Source organism: Halochromatium roseum, assembly GCF_016653315.1.
Lineage (GTDB): Bacteria > Pseudomonadota > Gammaproteobacteria > Chromatiales > Chromatiaceae > Lamprobacter > Lamprobacter roseus.
Map to the genome: position 1 here is coordinate 134,545 of NZ_NHSH01000046.1, position 19,161 is coordinate 153,705.

Here is a 19,161-nt window from a genome sequence, read left to right on the forward strand (position 1 = left end):
CGGCGGCCGTTGATCGAACCTCAGCGCCGCCAGAGTTGGCAGTCGCCGAGCCTGCCGCTCCTGAGCTTAAAGTAACCCCTGAGGCTGCAGCCGTTAAGCTTGCAGCCTCTGATGCTGCTGCGTCTGAGCCAGCGGTGCCAGCTGTTGACGGCGCGGGGACTGGCTCCCCAGCCTTTGACTCAGCTATTCAGGAAACCGACGCTGCACTGGCCGCGGCTACCCCAGAGGTAGCCGATGCAGCGGGCGCTCATGAGGTTGCCGCGATGGCTGATCCTGATGCTGATGCTGATGCTGAAGCTGAGGAGGCAGCGATAGATATCCGATCCATCGATGAAGTGGTGGACGCGCTCATCGATCGCCGCTCGGACGAGCTTGATCGTGAATACCAGCGTTTAGCGCGTCAGTTGTCAGCGCCCGCGGTCCGCCCGCGTTGGCCAGATCAAAACGCGCTGAGCGAGACCGAGGATGAGGCGATGACAGTTGATGCCGGTAGCGCCGATGCGAACTCGCAGATGCCGGCAGGCTCGAGTCCGCAGCGAGTTGCTGTCGCTGATCGCCCTTTTGCGCTGCAGCTCATTGGCTTCCACAGCCGCGAGCTACTGGACGATTTCGTCGATCGTAGTCCCTTGCCCAGCCGAGTCTATATGCGAGAAGAGCGCTTTCGAGGTCGCCCCTGGTTCGTACTGATCTATAGCCTGCATCAGGATCGGGCTGCCGCGCAACGGGCGAGCGAAACATTGCCGGACGTACTCGGCAGGCTTGATCTTTGGATACGAGAACTGTCGGCTGAGACTGAACTCGATGTCATCGAGACGTCCGATGGTCAAACCTGACCGCTGGCATCAGCAATACACTTTTCAGCACTACACTTTTCTGAAAAAAGATTGCTTTTTTATCAGTCGCTTAAGATTAGCGTACGAGATATAGGTTGGGCACCTAAGCGTCGGTAGCCCAAGCCTGTATTCTCAACGCTGCATCAGGGCATTGCGATCGAGGCGCCTTCGCTTGAGAACACAACGCGCATGTTGAAGTTCTGAATCTGCGCGAGGATTGCGGGGTCCTTCTCGATATCGTAGACCCATGAGGCCGAGCGGCCATCGATATCGGTCGCGTTCGTCTCGATGATCTCTGTGGGCACGATGACTCGGTTCGCGATGCGCATACCGGCGAACATCCCTGCCATTTGCTTCAGCATCTGTGGGTCCATGTCCTCGTCGGCGCCGCCACCCTCATTATCGAGGCTGCGCTGTGTCAGGACATAGTTGCCTTCAGCGTCTTTGGAGAGCGACAGCTCGCTACCATCGAAGTAGTCGGTCTGCTTGAGTGCGGCGAGATTCTTGAAGGTCAGTTTCATCTCCATAAAGCGCCAGCCGTCGACGCTCTCGGCCTTTACGGATGCCAATTCAACCCCCTCAAGCCCTTTTGCTTCGAACTCTTCACGCACCTTGGCCTCGTCGAAATCCAGGTCGAACGGCCTCTCAGCATCCATGTCCAACGCTTCGCCGCCGCTTTCTTGCATCGCTTCTCCCATCTTCTCCATTGCCTCGACTTGAGCGATGGCCTGTTCCGACATGCCGTAGCGCATCTCGAGCGTTCCAGAGCCATCCTTATCCAGGGTTAAGGTCTGATCGACCTTGATACAGCCGGTGACCACAAAAGCCAGTGCGAGGATGCACAACCAACGCAAGCTACTCATCTCTTGTCTCCTAGTGAAAATCAGCGTGAAAATCAGCGCAAGACCATCCTATGTTCCTGGTAAAAAAGCAAGTATCGGATCAGAAGCGGCGACGCACACGAAGATTGCGCGAGTTCAGATGACTGCAGAAGGCGAAAACCGTTAAACTTGTGATCCTAACCTTTATGCGCGGGTGGCGGAATTGGTAGACGCGCTGGATTTAGGTTCCAGTGGAGTAATCCGTGGGGGTTCGAGTCCCCCCTCGCGCACCATTCTAAAACAAAGGCTTAGGTGCTTTGCTTGGTTCTTCCTGGCCATCGGGGCCAGATGCGAATTGCGTCAATCAGCCTATCTGGGACTGGCAACGAATAATGTTGCTCCGTTACCTGGTCCTGGTGACGCGCCTTGCTGATCTTCAGCTGCAACGCAGAAACGCGTCTAAGTCAAGCGCTAAGCCGCTGATCATCAAAAATGTTCCAGAATCCGCAGCCGTTGTCGCCCGAGCTTGCGGCAGGGCGTGGACTTACGACTGCTGCTGATAGAACACGCTTCTGCGCAACACCGCGACCTAAAGGTGCATAGCCAACAGCTTCGCGCTGATATTGGAACAAAATTTGCATGGAGTTTAAGGTTGGCTGTAGACTGGCGACGTCGAGTCCGATGTGTCCTCCCCTTAGATGATGCACAGAGTGTCTAGCTGTACTTGGCCGATATTGGCTGATCTCGAGAAGGACCGACGACCGCCAAACCAGGGTCGATCCCAGGATCGATGAAGAAACAAGAACAGGTCGCCGACCTCATGGGCAGGTCAGGACATCGTCCGCAAAGTGGCCGGAAAGGAGTGAAGATGAACGAAAACAATATATTCGGGGAGTGGGTCGCGAGCATTGAGCGTGGCGAGTGCGGCTTCACCTTTATTCGTCTCTTTGCAGATGCGCCAAGTTGGGTGCGCAACGAGGCGATCAACCGCTTTGGTAAAGGAACCGTCTTTTTGCCTCCGCGCCAGAACCGGTTGCTCGATAGCGCCGCAGCTTAGGCGCCAACTGGGTCCTGCGCTATAGGTGCACGATCCTGGGGCTGTTTGATCGTCTCAGCATGGCTGCATGGCCAATTTGGTGCACTGTTAAGCTGAGTTCGCGAATAAGTTCGCGAATGATTTCGCGAATGATTTCGCGAATGATTTCGCGAACAACGCTCAGTCTAGCCCTTCGCTGGCGATGCGCTGCTTCGGCACAGCTGCCCTGAGCAGTGCTTCAGTGACCGCGGCGACCGCATTGCCTGGGCCGGCGACATAGTAACGGTTGGCCTGAAGGTGCTCGAGATCGGCTTCCAGCAGTGCCAGTAGATCATCACAGCTGGCGTCGACCAGCGGTGTATAGGCGAAGTTATCGAGCGTATCGCGCAGTGCGCGACACCAAGGCTGGTGGTAGTGCATTTGCATTGCCGGCACTGACCAGTACAGGTTGAAGGCCTCGATGCTGTCGATCGAGACCGCATGCTCGATGAGGCTCTTGATCGGCGCGATGCCATCCGCAATGGCAATGAACACGGCCGGCTCGGTGGCGTCTTCGGCGAGCACGAAGCTGCCGTAAGGGCCAGTCAGGGTGATCGCCTGTCGCGGCTTCTGGCTGTCGAAGATGGCTTGGCTGAAGGCGTCGCCATGATGCCGAACCGAGAACAGCAGATTGCGCCCGTTACAGGGGCAACTGGCGATGGGAAGCTCCTGCTCCACACCATCGGCAAGCTGAAGCCGAGCGCGCTGCCCAGCCATGAAGCGCAGCGTGTTGGTGCGTGGGGTCTGCACATGCACCAGCATGAGCCCATCGCCCTGTGGCTCCAACTTGCGGATCTGCGCCTGGATCTCCTGCTCTGGCAGGTCAGCCGGGGAGTGCGCTTCGGCGGCTTCGAGCTGGATGTCGGTGACCGCGGTGTGGGAACAGCTGAGCAGGTAGCCGAGCTGCTTCTCGCGCTCGCTGAGCACATAGTCGTGCTCGCGAATGCGGTAGACCTCACCACTGACCAAGCGCACCTTGCATTCGCCGCAGTTGCCATTGGCGCAGCCGTAGTTCAGACGCAGGCCCGAGCGCACCGCGGCCTCGAGGATGGATTCGTTGCCGTCGACGAAGAATTCGTGTCCGGACGGGATCATCTTCACGCTTGCTGACATGATGCGTAGAAAGGTGTCTTTCGCCAGTAACTGAGTCTGCGCGGCCTCGACCGCCTCCTCGCCGAGGGCGGCGCGGCGCTCGCGGAGCCAAGTCTTCAGGTCTTGAGCTTGAGTCTGGTTCTGCGTTAGTCCTTGTCTTTGCCCTGTCTCTGTGGCTGCAAGCGCGTCGAGTCGTTGCTCGATCTCATCCATCAAGGCTTCGAGCTTGTCAACGCGGGCGATGCGCTGCACCAACGCCTTGGCCAGCGAGCGGATGCGGCTGACGAGAACCTCTTGGCTCGGTAGCCGGGTATCCTCATCATGGCTGCGCGGCAAGGCATCGGCCTTGATCTGTTCGACTCGCTCGAGATCACCGGTCTTCTCCAGGCTGACGCTGGGGTAGACGTGCAGCAGATCGCTGATCGCGACCTGGCCCTCGAAGGTCTGCATCTCGCCTTGGCGGATGCGTTTCTGGATCTCGGCGCGGGTGACCCCGGCGAGCCGCGCCGCACGCGATAGACTCAGCAGTTGATTCATCGTCAGAACAACCGATTGAGCCCGTTCAGGGCGGCGACTCGATAGGCCTCCGCCATGGTCGGGTAGTTGAAGGTGGTCTCGGCGAAGTATTCGATGCTATTGGCGCTGCCCGGCTGCGACATGATCGCCTGGCCGATGTGGACGATCTCCGAGGCCTGCTCGCCAAAGCAATGGATGCCGAGGATGGCCTTGGTCTCGCTGTGGAACAAGAGCTTTAGCATGCCGACGGTGTGGCCGGTGATCTGGGCGCGGGCGATGCTCTTGAAGTGGGCCTGGGCGACCTCGTAGGGGACCTTCTCCGCGGTCAGCTCGCGCTCGGTACGCCCGACCGAGCTGATCTCCGGTACCGTGTAGATGCCGGTTGGGAACTCGTCGATCAGCGACCAATCGCATTCGCCATCGGCGATCACCGAGCCGACGAAGCGGCCCTGGTCGTAGCTGGCACTGGCCAGCGCCGGTGGGCCGGCGACATCGCCGACCGCGAAGATGTGATCGATCTCGGTGCGATAGGAGTTGTCGACCTCGATCTGGCCGCGCTTGTTCGGCTCCAAGCCGATCGCCTCCAAGCCCAGATCCTCGGTGTTGCCGCTGCGCCCGTTGGCCCAGAGCAGGGCGTCGGTCTTGAGCTTCTTGCCTGAATCAGAGTGCAAGACGACGCCATCGTCGCGCGGCTCGACCCGCTCGTAGCTCTCGTTGTGGCGGATCACCACGCCTTGTTCGCGCAGATGGTAGCTCAGCGCGTCGGTGATCTCGTTGTCGAGGAACGAGAGCAGGCGGTCGCGGGTGTCGACCAGGTTCACCTTGACGTCGAGGCAGGCCATGATCGAGGCATATTCGCAGCCGATGACGCCGGCGCCGTAGATGGTGAGGCTGCGCGGGGTATGCGCCAGCTTCAGGATCGAGTCGCTGTCGTGGATGCGTGGGTGGCTGAAGTCGACATCCGGCGGATGATAGGGGCGGGAGCCGGTGGCGATGACGAGATGCTTGGCCTCGATCAGCTCGGCAACCCCATCCGGGCGCTGGACCTGCACCCGATGCGGATCGACGAAGCGGGCATGGCCAAACAGCAGCTCGACCCGGTTGCGTTGGTAGTAGCGATAGCGGGTGCGCACCTGATGGTCGATCACCGAGTCGGCGGCACGCAACAGGTCCGGGAATTCGACCTCAACCTGATCCCGGGTGTGCTGAAACAGCGGGTTGCGGCGATAGTCGGCGAGCATCTGGATCGAGTGCCGCAGGGCCTTGCTGGGGATGGTACCCCAATGCGTGCAGCCGCCACCGACCTTGTCATAGGCCTCGATGACCGCGACGCGCTGGTTGGCCTTGGCTAGCTTCATCGCCGCGCCCTCGCCGGCGGGGCCGGTGCCGATCACGATGCTGTCGAAGGTACGCACTGCCATACTGCCTCTACCTCGGCGCTCTGCGGTGGCGCGCTGTCGAAAACACTCAGGTTAGCATAGGCGCCGGGTCTGCCGACCGATCTGGCGCTGCCGAAACCGCCTTTCTTAAGGTTAAGACCACCCAGCAGGTGAAGCAGGGATGCGTAACAGGGTATTGAAATCTCTGCGTTAATCTGTGCCTGATTGCGCTTGATTGTGAGTGATCAGTTTGCTGCAGCCCTGCCTGGCTTCAGCACGCACAACGCGCCGGGGCGGATCTGATAGATCAATGGCGTCCTGAGACGGAGCTGCTCGCCGTCATTCATCACCCTAAGCCAATGTGCGCGGCGGGTCTCGATCCGCAGTGACTGCGGTTGCTGATGAAAGAGGCGTGGGTCTTCGGCCCAGTCGCCTTGCAGCAGTCGCAGGCCGAGCTGCGGCAGGCCCCAGACTGGTCCATGGCAAATGCCGTAGAGACCGAGCCTGCCGGTGTCGAGGCGCTCGCGGCTCAGATAGGGCTGAACAATCGATCGAATCGGATTGTTGGTGATCACCAGGGTGCGTGTTTTGACCTTCAGTTCCTCCCCATCCGCAGTGATGCGCAATCGATGATAGGGATAGCGCCGGAGCAGTCGGAACGTCTTGCGGGCCAGCCTGACGGCGGCTTGCAGCAGACCACGGCCGCGCACCGCTTCGCGCGTGCGTGCGAGTGCTGTGGTCAGCCCAATCATCGAGGCACAAAGAAACGGTTGCCCGTTGACGAAACCAACATCAATGGTTGTCACGGTCACGGCTGAGCCATGGGTCGTTCCATTGGTCGCTCTATTGGTCGATCCATTGGCGGCTTCATCGGTTGATCCATCGCCCAAGCCGCCGGTTGAGCGACCGGTGAAGCCATCCGTCAAGCAGTCAACGGCATCTTCAGCATTCAGCGGGATGCCGATGTCGCGTGCCAGCAGATTGGCGGTGCCAAGTGGGATGATGCCGAGTGGAATGCGGGTGTTGATCACGATCGAGGCAACCGCGAGCACGGTGCCATCGCCACCGAGCACGAACACGCCATCGACACCGTTTGCAATCGCCGCGCGCAGGCGTGTGGACCAGGCGTTTGACTGATCGCCGTTTGACTGATCGCCTCGGCCGCCGATCGCGAGCAGCATGACATCCTGCTGTTGATCACGGCTGAGACCACGCAGTCGATCGCTGAGCCGCCGGGCCAGGGAATCGATCTGCTCGGCACCGGCGCCGGCGCGATGGTTGACGACGATCACGGCCTGAGACATGGTGTCAGCTCTTTAGTGATTCGGAGAGAGATCGGTGGTGGGAATCGAAGTTGGCGGCCTCCTCGGCCTGTTGCATCTGATCGTCGTTGTGTACGCCTTTATCAAGATTGTACAGAGCAATGCGGGCACCTTGGGTAAGGTGCTTTGGGTCGTCTTGATCTTGCTGTTGCCCGTGTTTGGCTTGATCATCTGGCTGCTGTTTGGGCCGAGCTAAGCCGAAGCTAAGCCGGAGCTTGGGCGGAGTTTGGGCGGAGCTGAGCTGGCAGGGTCGCGGTGCCCCGGTCTGGCGACTCGAGGGGCATCCCTGCTGGCGATCTCTCTTTACCAATCAACCGGGATATAGACATAGGTCTTGGGTACCTCGGCGCCGACGACCTCGATGGTAATCGGCTCGTAGAAGTTGCCGAGGTTGACCCTCTTGCCAGCCGGGTAGCGGCCAAAATCAACCTGGTTGCCAAGCAGCTGATAATCCGCAGTGCCGGCCGGCATCTCGAACAGCACTCGGCAGGGCGAGATGGCGCAGTTGCCGGTGTCGCCTGGCTTCACTGTGATCGTGATCGCGCCTGAGGGAAAGCCCTTCACCTCCCGGCATCCACTCGAGCCCATGCTGAATAGGAGGCAGAGCGTACAGATGACGGCGAGGCGGGCGGTCGCGCGAAGACGAAGACGGTGTCTTGGCTGCATGCTGGTCAGTGGCTGAAGCGAGTCGATGCACTGCATCCTGGATGCCTCTGTGTGGGGGGCTTGTATGGGGGCTAAGGTTGAGCGTTGAGACAAATCGCCTTAGTGGTCGTCCGATCGGGCGGCTTTCAAGCGGTTGGGTTGCTCGGGAACCAAGTCTAATGCCGGTTCTGGCTGGTCGCGCAGACGAATCGTCTCAGGATCGCCGAGGAACCGAGGGCCTTGGCCGGTGAGGATATCGAGCACGGCCGCAGCACGGGCCAAGATCTCACGGATGCGGACCCGGATGTAGCCGCTGTGCTCGGGGTCGGCTGCGGCATAGCCCTGTGCATCGATGCCGAATTGCCGACCGAGGAAGATGGCCCGCGCCGCCTGGAAACGTTGGCTGACCACCAGCACCTCGTCGAGCCCGAAGACCTCTTTCGCGCGCACCATCGAGTCGAGGGTACGGAAGCCGGCGTAATCGAGGGTGATGTGATCGGCTGGCACACCGAGCGCGATCAAGTCTTTCTGCATCGACACCGGCTCGTTGTAGTAGCGGGTTGCGTTGTCGCCGCTGACCAGGATACCGAGCACCTTGCAGCTGTGATACAGCTCGGCAGCGGCCTCGATGCGTGCCTGGTAAAAGGGGTTGAGTCGACCTCGGATACCACGAGAGGTGCCTAGGATGAGGGCGATTTCGGTGGGTTGCACCTGCTCTAGGCTGTCGGTGATCGAAGAGCGGGTGGAGAGTGAGATCCCAAGGTCGATCAGCAGGAGCACCGCTACCAGGCTGGTCAGACCGAACAGCATGATGAACAGACCGCAGCGGAGGCGTTTGCGCCACAAACTGGGCGCGAGCGCCGCTGCGGTGGTGTGCTCATGCTCGGTGGGCTGCTGCTCAGCGTCTGATCGCGGCCAGTGCTCAGACATCCCCGAAGTTGATCGCGGTGATGTGCTTAGGGGAGCGGCTTGGGGCCGTCCTTCTTCGATGCTTCGATCGATGTTTCGATCGATGTTTCGATCATGCCCTCGATCTCTGGTGCGTCTTGCGCCGGTAGCTCGTTGGGGTCGAGGGTCACTGCTGACTCGATCTCTTTGATCTCCAGCGTCTCGGCCTCGGTCATCTGCTCGCGCTCGGCGGCCGTTTGGACCTTGCAAGTCTCAGCGAAACACTGTTTGAGCTGATCCATGATGCAGCCGGTTGCGGGCACGTTGGCATTCGCCGCGGGGTACTGCAGCAGGACCTGATTCATGAATTCATCATTGGAGATATCGCCGTTGTAGAGCGCGGTGATCCAGCTATCGAAGGCGGTGTTCTTGCCGAGAAGCGCGTTGACCGTCGTGCTGCCGATACTGAGCTGGCCGCAGTGAGCCTGGACAAGTGACCGGAAGCCGGCTTCGGTTGGGCGTTGGAACGGATTGCCGAGGTGGACCGAGGGGTCGGTGATCGGACCATCGGTGGTGCAGCCGCTGAGCAGGGCGAGCACGGCTGTTGTGACTAGGGCCATGGCATGGCGCGACAACCGAGCGGGATGCAGGTCGCGCGTCCGGGTGGCATCGCTGGCATGAAAGCGCTGGCGCTGAGAGGGATACATCGGGGCTCCTGTTGCGGTTGTCTCGCAGTCTTTGGTCTGGTCGATCAGGCATTGTAACGACATCTGATCGGCGCGAGCGATGTCTTGTCGCTGTCTTTTTGCTGTGAGCGTAGGCAGGGCTTGCGAGGCAGTCGAGCTGCCAATTGTGCTCAGAATCGATTGCGTCGCCAGGCTGCCCAATCGATGCCATCCAGCGACGTTGCCAGATCGCGTAGCGCGTGCATCACGGCGATATAGTGGCCAGCGATGGTGAGTGTGTAGACCGCGTCGGCGTTCACCTGTTCGCTGTGCCGATAGGCGTCGATCCGCGCTAGCTCGGCGCGCACATCGCAGACACTCGCATCCAGTGCGGCGACCGAGGCTGGGGCCGTGGGATGGTCGAGCTTATGGATAAAGGCGTCATAGGTGGTGACCAAGGGTGCGAGCAGCTGCTGGCCGAGCCGGGTGCCCAGGCCCTGGCGACGCAAATCGACCCCCCAGCGGACACGCGCCTGCTGGAGGCCGCGAAAACGCGTGACCAGTCCCTGCAAAGCGTCGCCAAGGGCCAGGATGCGGTCGCGATCGTTCTGTGGCACCGCTGCTGCATAGGCCGACGGCAGCAGCGCTGAGAGCGCTTGCAGCTCGCTCCGCAGCTGCTGCTCATGCAGCCCTAGGACGGCCTTGATGTCGCTGCGATCGAGGTCCGAGAGGGCTTGCTGGGCGCTGCTGAGGTGAGCGAGCAGGCGTTTGATGCCGCGCCGCAACTGTTCTTGCGGCGTTGCGCCGCGCACCAAGGACAGGGCCGTGACCCCAATCAAGAAGCCGGTGGCGATGGAGAGCGCTGCGTTGATGTACCCGGCGGCATCATAGACCTGATGCGGCTCGAGATTCAGCAGCATGATGGCCAGGATGCCGATGCTCAGGAACATCAGGTGATGCGGGGATGGCAGGGCATGCAGAAAGTAGGCAATGCCGAAATAGATCGGGAACAGTGCCAAGGCGAGCTGCACGAAGCCGTCGAGCTGCGGCATCAGCACCAAATAGATCGGCGCCGTACTGGGGATGCCGATCAGGAAGCCGAGCAGGGTGAGCTTGGCCGGCTGTAAGACGCTGGTCTTCTGCAGCGTGTGCCCGCCGATCAGGACTAAGCCCATCACCACGGCGAGCAGCCCCTGGGGCGGCCATTGAAACTGCATCCAGATCAACACTGAGACCCAGAATGCGACTCCCATCGCCAGGCTATTGGGGAGCGCGAGGGCCAATCGCGTCTGCCAGGGCAGCGTCGGCTGTGGCGGCAGCTGGGGCCTAGGTAATGCGCGGCCGGCAGCGACGGCAGCGCTGGCTTCCGCGAGCGTCTTGACGTGGCTCGCGAGTGCCTGCAGCTGAGCCGCCAAGGCATGCGTGAGCGCGCTGTCGCCGCCGCTCTGCTGCGCCAGGCTGGGACCGGTCAGCAGGCGCTGGCGGCGCGACTCGACCTCGGCGAGCGCGATCTGAGCTGCTGTGCTGATGGTCCTAGCCTGTGTGTGCGAACGCGGCTTGGATGCATCCCCCTGAGCACTGGGTGATGGCTGTGCTGCAGTTACTGTTGCAGTTGCTGTTGCTGCCGCAGTTGGTCTAGGCGCCGATGCCGATTCGATTGCGACCGCCAACTGTTCGAGTGCTTCACGCAGCACCTGGCGCTGCGGTGGCGTCAGAAAGGCGCGCCGACCTGTCGCAGCCAGGCGAAGATTCTCGGTGAGGCCCATCACTGAGCCCAGGGTTGCCGTCAAGGCCTGGATCTGCGCCTCATGGGTTTGGTGTCGTTGGCGGAAATGGCCGGTGTCCAATGCTGCCGCGGCGAGCAACTCGCGCAGCTCCGGGCCAGCGCGCAGCAGGGCTTTGGGCATCGACGAAAACCCCGTCGCTGAGTCAGTGGTGACGGCGGTACCGGTTTGACGCAGATGCCCAGCGAGTGTCTCAAGCACCGAGCGCTGCTGCTTGAGATAATCGGTGCCAGCGGTGCGCGGCCAGAGCAGGCCGTTGATCAGCAGCACGACGAGGATGCCGACGATGGCCTCGGAGGTCCGATAGACGGCTGCTTGGAAGGCCACCTCGGGGGCTGTGCTGGCGTCCCAGGCGATCACGGCAACCGCCAGCGCGACCATGAACCAGGCATAGCCGTAGCGGCTCAGGCGCATCTGGTAGATCGAGATCATCAGCACCGCCGACATCATCGCCAACAGCGGCCAGCGTTCCTGCACGAAGAGCCCAATCAGTCCCAGTACCAGCAGGGCGCCGGCCAAGGTGCCCAGCACCCGCATCAGCCCCTTGCGCAGTGAGGCGCCGAGATAAGGGGTTTGCAAGACCAAGACCGCGACCGGAGCCAGGAAGGGTTCGGGCCACTGCAGCCAAAGCACGATGCCCCAAGCCATGATGATCCCGAGGCTGGTCTTGAAGGCCGCGACAACGGCGGTTGGACTCCAGAGGCGCATTGTTGGGAGATCGGCCCGCGTGATCAGCCGCGGCTGCTCAACACTGGGCCTCAGCGGCGCTCAGCGGCGCGCGATGGGTTGATCGCGACACTGGCTGTATAGCCGACCCGCAGCGGCAGATCGGCCGGCGGCGACGCGAGCGCGATGCGCACAGGGATGCGCTGGGCCAGGCGAATCCACTCGAAGGTGGGTGCGACCTCGGCGAGATCGCCGAGGTTGGTGCCGGTGTTGCGCCGTGCGATGCCGAAGGCGATGCTTTCGACGCGACCGGCGAGTGGTCGATCAGGATAGCCCATCAGGGTCACCACGGCTGGGTCGCCGATCGCAATGTAAGGCAGGTCGGTTTCCTTGAAATAGCCGGCGACCCAGAATGAATCGGCGTCGATCAAGGCCAGCACCGATTCGCCTGCGGTGGCATAGGTGCCTGCGTCAAGCTCCAGATTGGTCACGTAGCCGGTTGAGGCAGCGCTGACCTTGGTGTAGCCAAGTTTGAGCTGAGCGGTCTCCAACGCGACCTTGGCGGCATCGACCGCCGCGGCTTTGGCTGCTGCCTGAGCAGTCTTGAGGTCGAAGTCTTGCTGAGAGAGGTCACCGCGCGCATGCAGCGCTTGGGCGCGCCGGGCATCCGCCGCGGCATCTGTCGCCTCGGCGCTGGCTTGTGCCAGATCGGCTTCTGCTTGCTGCACCGCCTGCTGAAAGAGCGTCGAGTCGATCTCGAACAGGGGATCACCCCGGGCGACGCGCTGGTTATCGGCGACATGGACGGCCACCACCGGGCCGCTGATCTGAGGCGCGACATGCACCACATTCGCGAGCACCTGTCCATCGCGTGTCCAGGGATGCGCCTGCTGTTGTTGGGTGACCCAGAAGACGCCGCCGGCGGCCAGCGCCACCATCAGCAATGTGATCAGCACCCGGACTAAGTCAAAGAGCATCTGGCGCCGGGTTTCAGAGAGGTTCATGCGTGGCCTTGGGGCTTAAGCAAAGAAGGAAGGAACGAGCGTCGAGCCGATCAACAGCGTGCAGGCGACGACTAACGCGGTGAAGAAGAGCGGCGGATGCCAGACCCATTGGCTCAGGCCAATCAGATTGGCCAGGCTGGTCAGCGCCATCGCCAGCACCAGGCCAAGCCCAGCGGCGAGGAGCCAGGGCGGGTAGTAGACGCCGTTTAGACTGAGCTCGACGGGGATCTGATCCATGGTTTGCTCGGATATTTGGCTGGCCGTCAAACCCCTGAAACAGCCGTATCGTCGTTCCGGGTGGCGATGCGCTCTGTGCTTTTGCGCAGCGGTGTCTGACAGGGTGACGGGATCTTGCGGAGGATTCTATACCGGGCGTGAGCCCAGTGTCGGCGCAGCATGCGGTTGGCTATGCGCCTCGTGATACCGATCTATTCAGGCATGCCCATCCAAGCTCTGTTCATAGAAGGCGTCCTTCACTATGTCTGAATCGAATCCGCTGCTGTACCGCGTTGTCCCGGCGCGCCCTGATGCTCACTGCTTCGAGGTGATGCTCGAGATCCCGGTACCTGAGACCGAGACGCTGCAGGTCTCGATGCCGGCCTGGATACCGGGTAGCTATATGATTCGCGACTTCGCGCGCAATCTGCTCAGCCTTATGGCGCGGCAAGGCGGGCGCCCGGTGGCGCTGGAGAAGCTGGATAAACAGACCTGGCGGATCTCTGGGTTCTCGCCGCAGGCCGGCCCGGTGCAGCTGAGCTATGAGGTCTATGCCTGGGAGCTGACCGTGCGCTCGGCGCACCTTGACCGCAACCATGGCTATTACAACGGCACCAGTCTTTTCCTCTGCGTGGCGGGTGCCGAGGAGCGGCCTTGTCAGGTCGAGATCCTGCCGCCACCAGGTGCGATTGGCGCGCACTGGCAGGTGGCGACCAGTCTTGCCCGTGATGGCGCCCCGGCCTGGGGCTTTGGTCGCTATCGGGCCGATGACTATGCGGATCTGATCGATCATCCAGTCGAGATGGGCGTCTTCGATCGGATCGCCTTCAAGGTCGAGGGTGTCCCGCATTGGATGACCATCAGTGGTCGGCATCGTGCTGATCTCAGGCGGCTGACGCTGGATCTACCGCGCATCTGCGCGGAGCATGCCGCCCTGTTCGGCGAGCTGCCGATCGACCGCTACCTGTTCCTGACGCAGCTGGTGGGCGATGGCTATGGTGGCCTTGAGCATCGGTTCTCGACCAGCCTATTGGCCAATCGCGATGATCTGCCAGCACCGGCCTGGCCGATGGCGATGGAGCCGGACATGAACATGGAGGCGAAGACCGACAGGGAGGCGACGGCGATGGAGAGGGAGGCGACGCCGATGCAGGCGCCCTCCCAGCCTTCGGAGGGCTACCGACGCTTCCTCGGGCTCTGCAGCCACGAGTATTTCCATCTCTGGAACGTGAAGCGGATCCGGCCGCGCGCCTTTGCCGAGCAGGGCTTGGAGCGCGAGGTGCACACGCGGCTGCTCTGGGCCTTTGAGGGCATCACCTCGTACTATGACGATCTGGCGCTGGTGCGCAGCGGGGTGATTGATGCCAAGGCCTATCTGACCCTGCTCGCCGAGCTTATCACCCGCGTGCAGCGCAATCCCGGGCGGCTGCGGCAGAGTGTTGCTGAGTCGAGCTTTGACGCCTGGACGCGCTTCTACAAGCAGGACGAGAACGCGCCTAATGCCATCGTCAGCTACTATGCCAAGGGCGCATTGACCGCGCTGGCTCTGGATCTAACCATCCGCAACGGCACCGAGCATCGCAAGAGCCTGGATGATGTGATGCGCGCCCTCTGGCAGGGCTATGGACGCACCGGCGTTGGCATCGGCGAGCGTGAGGTCGAGCAGGTGGCGGCCGAAGTCAGCGGCCTCGATCTCACCGGGTTCTTCGACCAGGCGCTGGATTCGACCGATGATCTGGAGCTGGTGCCCTTGCTGAGGACGGTTGCGATCGAAATGCGGCTGCGGCCCTCGACCAGCGCCAAGGACAATGGGGGTTGCGTCGAGCGCTTCGAACCGACGCCGTCGCGGCCGGATATTGGTGTTCGACTGCAGCCCGACAGCGCGGAGGCGCGGCTCGGGGTCGTGCTGGATGGACGGCCGGCACAACGCGCTGGGCTCTCGGCGGGCGATCTGATCATTGCGGTTGATGGGCTGCGGGCGAATGCCGCTAATCTCGATGCCTTGATTTCGCGCGCGGCTGGAGTTGGGCCGATTCGGATGCATGCCTTCCGTCGTGATGAGCTGTTCGAGACTGAAGTGCTGCCGGAACCAGCACCGGCCGATACCTGTGAGCTGCGGTTGGACGAAGAGGCCGCTGATGCTGACCGCGCCCGGCGTGAGGCCTGGCTGGCATCGTCGGTCAAGTCGGTCAATCAGGCTTAGGCCTGGATCGCCTTTGACCGGGTGCGGCCCTACATCATGTCAATCAGAGGGGGCCGTGTCGCGTAGACGACACAAGGAAAAGAGATCTCGCGCGGAGGCGCGGAGGCGCGGAGAAGATGAAGATGAAGGGAAGAACAGAAGGACAAGAGAAGCGCACTGGGAACATCGAACAAGCTCTTTCCTCCTTTGCGCCTTTGCGTCTCTGCGCGAGCCTTTTCTTGCCATGTCACAACATCACGTGACCTCATGTTGAGGCTACACCGCTTTGACTAAAGTGGTTGGACGCTATAGGTGACGAATCATGGGCAGTAGCCAATGAGTCCGCGAGTGCGTGAGATCATTCGTCTGCTGGCGAATGGCAAGCCTTGCTCGGGCGAGACCATTGCGGCAGCAGTGGGGATGAGCCGCGCGGCGGTGTGGAAGATCTTGCATCAGCTCGATGCCGAGTTCGGCCTTGGCATCGAATCGGTGCGCGGGCAGGGCTATCGGCTGCCGGAGCCGATCGAATTGCTGTCGTTGGATGCCATCCAGGCCCAGCTCGATGCGGAGTCACGGCAACGCATCAGTGTGCTCGAGATCCTCGATCAGGTCGACTCGACCAATGCCTATCTGCTGGAGTCCGGTCGGCGAACGGCGCTGGCGGCCAAGTCCTCTGCCCGCGACTTCGGCACTGACCTGGCTGCGGATGCTGGCGAGATCTGTGCGGATGCTGGCGAGATCTGCCTGGCTGAGCGCCAGAGTGCTGGGCGCGGTCGACTCGGACGGCGCTGGGTCTCGCCGTTCGGACGCAACATCTATCTCTCGATCCTCTGGCGTTATCCGCTGGCGCCGGTACAGCTCGGTGGCTTGAGCCTGGCCTGCGGGGTCGCTGTTGCGCAGGCCCTTGATCAACTCGGTGTTGAGGGCATCGGGCTCAAGTGGCCGAATGATGTCCATTGGCAGCGGCGAAAGCTTGCTGGTCTGCTGCTCGAGGTGGCTGGCGAGGCGCAGGGTCCAAGCCTAGTCGTGGTCGGGGTTGGCCTGAATCTGCGCTTGCGTGCAGAGGAGGCGACAGCGATCGATCAGCCCTGGGTCGATCTGTGCGAGGTCTATGGTGACCGGATGCCTGGGCGCAACGCGCTCGCCGCGGCGCTGATCGGGCGTCTGACGGCGACCCTCAGTCGCTATACCGATGCCGGCTTGGCGCCTTTCCTAGAGGACTGGCGTCGGCTCGATGCCTATCAGGGCGAGTCTGTCTCGCTGCTGAACGGTCAGCAACGGATTCAGGGTCGATATTGTGGGATTGATGCGCAGGGCAATCTGCTGCTCGAGACCGACGCTGGTCGTCGCACCTTTGCTGCCGGTGAGGTCAGCCTGAGGCCGCGGGGCAACGGATAACGGCTCTGGTGAGGCCTGTCCAATGGCGGCGATTCGAGGTTGTGCAGTCGATTCGATGCCGATGGCTCGAAATGAGTCGGTGTCGCGGCAGGTCCAATCCCTATATCTTATCCCGTGTTCGCCTGATGGCGTTCGTGATCACAGCAAGACAGGCATTCGAGTGCTTGAGGTTGCGGTAGCATCCGCGGCAACGGCTTCCTTGTGAGCGTTACCTTCAATCTTCAAGCCATCGCTTATCTTCTGGGGTGGGGTGGCGATAGGCGATGAATACTCGCCAATCGCTCGCATGATGAGCTTGACCCTCATTGACCCTAATTTTGAGCCTAATTGAGATTGGCTACGCTGATGCGGCTTCGACACCAGGTCCGGTTATGGCTGATTGGCCTTGCGTTGCTGGTTGCGCTCGGTCCCACTTGGCTCGCCGCTGCTGAACAAACCTATGGGCCGGTGCGCGCCGGCGAGTCACTCTGGGAGATCGCTGGGCGCCTGAACACTGGGTTCGGGTTGACGAGGGATCAGATGATGTTGGCGTTGCTGAAGGCGAATCCGGACGCGTTCTCGCCTTCCTGCAATCTGAACGGGGTCTTGCGTGTTGGTGCGGTGCTGAGCGTGCCCGCGGTGAAACAGGCTGAGCAAGTGGATGCTGACTCCGCACGCGCACAGGTTCAGCAGCAAGCCGAGCAGTGGGCTGAGCATCGGCGGAGTGGACGACCGATCGCATGTCCGGTGGCGGGGGACGAGGGTGACTTAGCTGCCGATGGGTCAGGCGCAGACCTCCAGTCCCGCGAAACGATCAGCCTTGAGCGCGGTACGGAGGCTGCCGAAGCCGCCGTTTCGCCCACCGAGATCACGATTCCAAAGGCAGGGCCGACGGCGAAGCTCGGCGCAGAGCGATCATTGGGACCAGCTGCAGCGCCGGCTGGTGCGCCAGAGCTGCCTTCCAACCAAGGCATCCCGAATGAGGCGCCATCGATTCAGGCGCCATCGACTCAGGTTGCAGCGTCAACGGCTGCCAAGGAGACGTCTCCAACTGGGTCAACACTCGCTCCTACAACAACGCCGACACCAGTGCCAGCGCCAACACCAGCGCCGACGCCGGCACCTGTGGGCACTTCGGTGCATACTGCCGCGTTGAAGGACAGCGGCGAAGGATCAGTGGCCCCCGAAGGAAACCGAGCGCCGGTGTGGGCGATGACGGCACTCTTGCTTGCCCTGATCGCGGCTGCCATGATCCGTTGGGAGCGTCGCTGGGCGATCAGCGGGCGCCCATTCTCGGCGACCACGGCGTTGGGAGCAGCGGCGAAGCTGCCAAAGCGCGCGGTGCTGTTGCTCTCCGGAGGTCAATCCGAGTTATACACGCTGCTGTTGTTGGCCACCCTGGCCGGGTTCTTCGGCGCCTTGGTGACGGTGCTGTTCCGCGAGGGGATTCGGCTCCTTGAATGGCTGGTCAGCGGACAAGATCAAGGCTTGGTCGCGGCCGCTGAGGCGCTTGCTCCCTGGCAGCGGCTGTTGTTTCCGGTGGCCGGTGGTCTGCTGGCGGGGCTGATCCTGCAGCAGATTGGTGGACGCCTGCGGGGGCGCTCAACGACCGACTACATGGAAGCGGTTGCGGTCGGCGATGGCTGGATCAGCGTGCGCCATAGCCTGGTGAAGGCGGGCTCGTCGCTGGTGACCGTGGCCTCTGGCGGTTCGATCGGTCGCGAGGGTGCGATGGTGCAGTTGGCGGCGATGGTGGCCTCGGCGATGGGCCGCCTCAGCCATTTTCCGCGTGATCGCCTGCGGCTCCTGGTCGCCGCTGGGGCCGCTGCCGGACTGGCATCGGCCTACAACGCACCAATCGCAGCAACCCTCTTTGTCGCTGAGATCGTGCTCGGCTCGATCGCCTTGGAGCACATCGGCCCGCTGATCATCGCGGCGGTGATCGCCAACACCACGGTCCACGAGATCCTCGGTTATGCGCCGGTCTATCAGATTCCGGCGTTCAGCCTGGTCAGTGACTGGGAGTTGGCGCTGTACCTGGTGCTTGGCATCCTAGCCGGGCATTTGGCGCCGGCGTTTTTGAGCCTTTTAGAGCGCTCGCATCAGCTCTTCGGTCGGCTGCCGATGCCGTTAGCGGGGCGCATGGCCCTTGGCGGGCTGGTGGTCGGTGCGATCTCGGTTTATGAGCCGCAGGTCTGGGGTAATGGCTACAGCGTCGTCAATGCGGTCTTACAGGACCCCTGGGCCTGGCAAGCCTTGCTGACCGTGCTGGTGTTGAAGATGATTGCTACTGCTGCGACTCATGGCTCTGGCGCGGTGGGCGGCGCGTTTACGCCGACCATCTTTGTCGGCGCCATGCTTGGCGCGCTCTTCGGCACCTTGGTGCACGGTCTGCTGCCGGATGGCACCGCAACCCCGAGTGCCTATGCCGTGGTGGGCATGGGCGCGATGCTGGCAGGCACGACCCATGCCCCGCTGATGTCGATCCTGATGGTGTTTGAACTCACGATGGACTACAACATCGTCTTGCCGTTGATGCTGTCCGTGATCACTGCACACTACACGGCCCGCCGTTACAGCGCCATCAAGCCGATGTACGCCGACTCTTTGTTGCCGCGAGAGCAATCCGCTTAGAAACTGTCCATCAACTTCTTCCCGATTTGAGGCCCATGCTGGGCGATTATCGGGAAGTAGAA

At 61.9% G+C, this 19,161-nt stretch carries 16 protein-coding genes and 1 tRNA gene; 7 read left to right on the top strand and 10 right to left on the bottom strand.

Annotated elements, in window-relative coordinates; genetic code table 11:
* Positions 1–263: 263 nt before the first annotated feature.
* Positions 264–833 (top strand): SPOR domain-containing protein, encoded by a 570-nt coding sequence (locus tag CCR96_RS07120; protein ID WP_201219266.1) that lies wholly within the window; start codon positions 264–266, stop codon positions 831–833.
* Positions 834–976: 143 nt separating this feature from the next.
* Here the strand turns inward: CCR96_RS07120 and CCR96_RS07125 are convergent, their stop codons facing one another.
* Positions 977–1,585 carry a hypothetical protein gene (locus CCR96_RS07125; RefSeq protein WP_201219268.1) on the bottom strand — a complete coding sequence of 203 codons (609 nt, stop codon included), beginning with the start codon at positions 1,583–1,585 and terminating at the stop codon, positions 977–979.
* Between the two features lie 277 nt (positions 1,586–1,862).
* On the opposite strand from CCR96_RS07125, the gene CCR96_RS07130 reads away from it, so the two are divergent.
* Both CCR96_RS07130 and CCR96_RS07135 read left to right on the top strand, forming a co-directional pair.
* Positions 1,863–1,947 (top strand) — tRNA-Leu (locus CCR96_RS07130).
* Positions 1,948–2,444: 497 nt separating this feature from the next.
* Positions 2,445–2,711, top strand: a complete 267-nt coding sequence (locus tag CCR96_RS07135; RefSeq protein ID WP_242518674.1) for a hypothetical protein — start codon at positions 2,445–2,447, stop codon at positions 2,709–2,711.
* 159 nt (positions 2,712–2,870) lie between these two features.
* Here CCR96_RS07135 and CCR96_RS07140 read toward each other — a convergent pair whose 3' ends face one another.
* The 3 genes from CCR96_RS07140 to CCR96_RS07150 form a co-directional block, all read right to left on the bottom strand.
* Positions 2,871–4,358, bottom strand: a complete 1,488-nt coding sequence (locus CCR96_RS07140; protein WP_201219270.1) for a 2Fe-2S iron-sulfur cluster-binding protein — start codon at positions 4,356–4,358, stop codon at positions 2,871–2,873.
* Between the two features lie 2 nt (positions 4,359–4,360).
* On the bottom strand, positions 4,361–5,758 hold the full coding sequence (sthA, locus tag CCR96_RS07145; RefSeq protein WP_201219272.1) for a Si-specific NAD(P)(+) transhydrogenase: 1,398 nt from the start codon (positions 5,756–5,758) through the stop codon (positions 4,361–4,363).
* 203 nt (positions 5,759–5,961) lie between these two features.
* A complete protein-coding gene (locus tag CCR96_RS07150; protein WP_201219274.1) occupies positions 5,962–7,020 on the bottom strand; it encodes a diacylglycerol/lipid kinase family protein in 1,059 nt (352 codons plus the stop codon).
* A gap of 37 nt (positions 7,021–7,057) precedes the next feature.
* On the opposite strand from CCR96_RS07150, the gene CCR96_RS07155 reads away from it, so the two are divergent.
* The gene (locus CCR96_RS07155; protein ID WP_200240104.1) at positions 7,058–7,234 is read left to right on the top strand and encodes a PLDc N-terminal domain-containing protein; all 177 of its coding nucleotides are present in this window, start codon (positions 7,058–7,060) and stop codon (positions 7,232–7,234) included.
* 107 nt (positions 7,235–7,341) lie between these two features.
* Here CCR96_RS07155 and CCR96_RS07160 read toward each other — a convergent pair whose 3' ends face one another.
* The 6 genes from CCR96_RS07160 to CCR96_RS07185 form a co-directional block, all read right to left on the bottom strand.
* Positions 7,342–7,602: a hypothetical protein gene (locus CCR96_RS07160; RefSeq protein ID WP_201219275.1), complete on the bottom strand. Its 261-nt coding sequence runs from the start codon at positions 7,600–7,602 to the stop codon at positions 7,342–7,344.
* Positions 7,603–7,803: 201 nt separating this feature from the next.
* Entirely contained in the window at positions 7,804–8,613 is an 810-nt protein-coding gene (locus CCR96_RS07165) for a SanA/YdcF family protein (protein ID WP_201219276.1), read from the bottom strand.
* A gap of 26 nt (positions 8,614–8,639) precedes the next feature.
* Entirely contained in the window at positions 8,640–9,278 is a 639-nt protein-coding gene (locus CCR96_RS07170) for a hypothetical protein (RefSeq protein WP_201219277.1), read from the bottom strand.
* Positions 9,279–9,427: 149 nt separating this feature from the next.
* Positions 9,428–11,728: an FUSC family protein gene (locus tag CCR96_RS07175; RefSeq protein ID WP_201219278.1), complete on the bottom strand. Its 2,301-nt coding sequence runs from the start codon at positions 11,726–11,728 to the stop codon at positions 9,428–9,430.
* 50 nt (positions 11,729–11,778) lie between these two features.
* On the bottom strand, positions 11,779–12,690 hold the full coding sequence (locus tag CCR96_RS07180) for an HlyD family secretion protein (protein ID WP_201219279.1): 912 nt from the start codon (positions 12,688–12,690) through the stop codon (positions 11,779–11,781).
* 15 nt (positions 12,691–12,705) lie between these two features.
* Positions 12,706–12,927 (bottom strand): DUF1656 domain-containing protein, encoded by a 222-nt coding sequence (locus CCR96_RS07185; RefSeq protein WP_201219280.1) that lies wholly within the window; start codon positions 12,925–12,927, stop codon positions 12,706–12,708.
* Between the two features lie 241 nt (positions 12,928–13,168).
* Here CCR96_RS07185 and CCR96_RS07190 point away from each other — a divergent pair, with 241 nt between their 5' ends.
* The 3 genes from CCR96_RS07190 (at position 13,169) to CCR96_RS07200 (ending at position 19,099) form a co-directional block, all read left to right on the top strand.
* Complete coding sequence (locus CCR96_RS07190; RefSeq protein ID WP_201219282.1) at positions 13,169–15,109, top strand: M61 family metallopeptidase; 1,941 nt, start codon at positions 13,169–13,171, stop codon at positions 15,107–15,109.
* Between the two features lie 327 nt (positions 15,110–15,436).
* Complete coding sequence (locus tag CCR96_RS07195) at positions 15,437–16,486, top strand: biotin--[acetyl-CoA-carboxylase] ligase (RefSeq protein WP_338035836.1); 1,050 nt, start codon at positions 15,437–15,439, stop codon at positions 16,484–16,486.
* 345 nt (positions 16,487–16,831) lie between these two features.
* Positions 16,832–19,099: a ClcB-like voltage-gated chloride channel protein gene (locus CCR96_RS07200; RefSeq protein WP_201219284.1), complete on the top strand. Its 2,268-nt coding sequence runs from the start codon at positions 16,832–16,834 to the stop codon at positions 19,097–19,099.
* Positions 19,100–19,161: the final 62 nt, after the last annotated feature.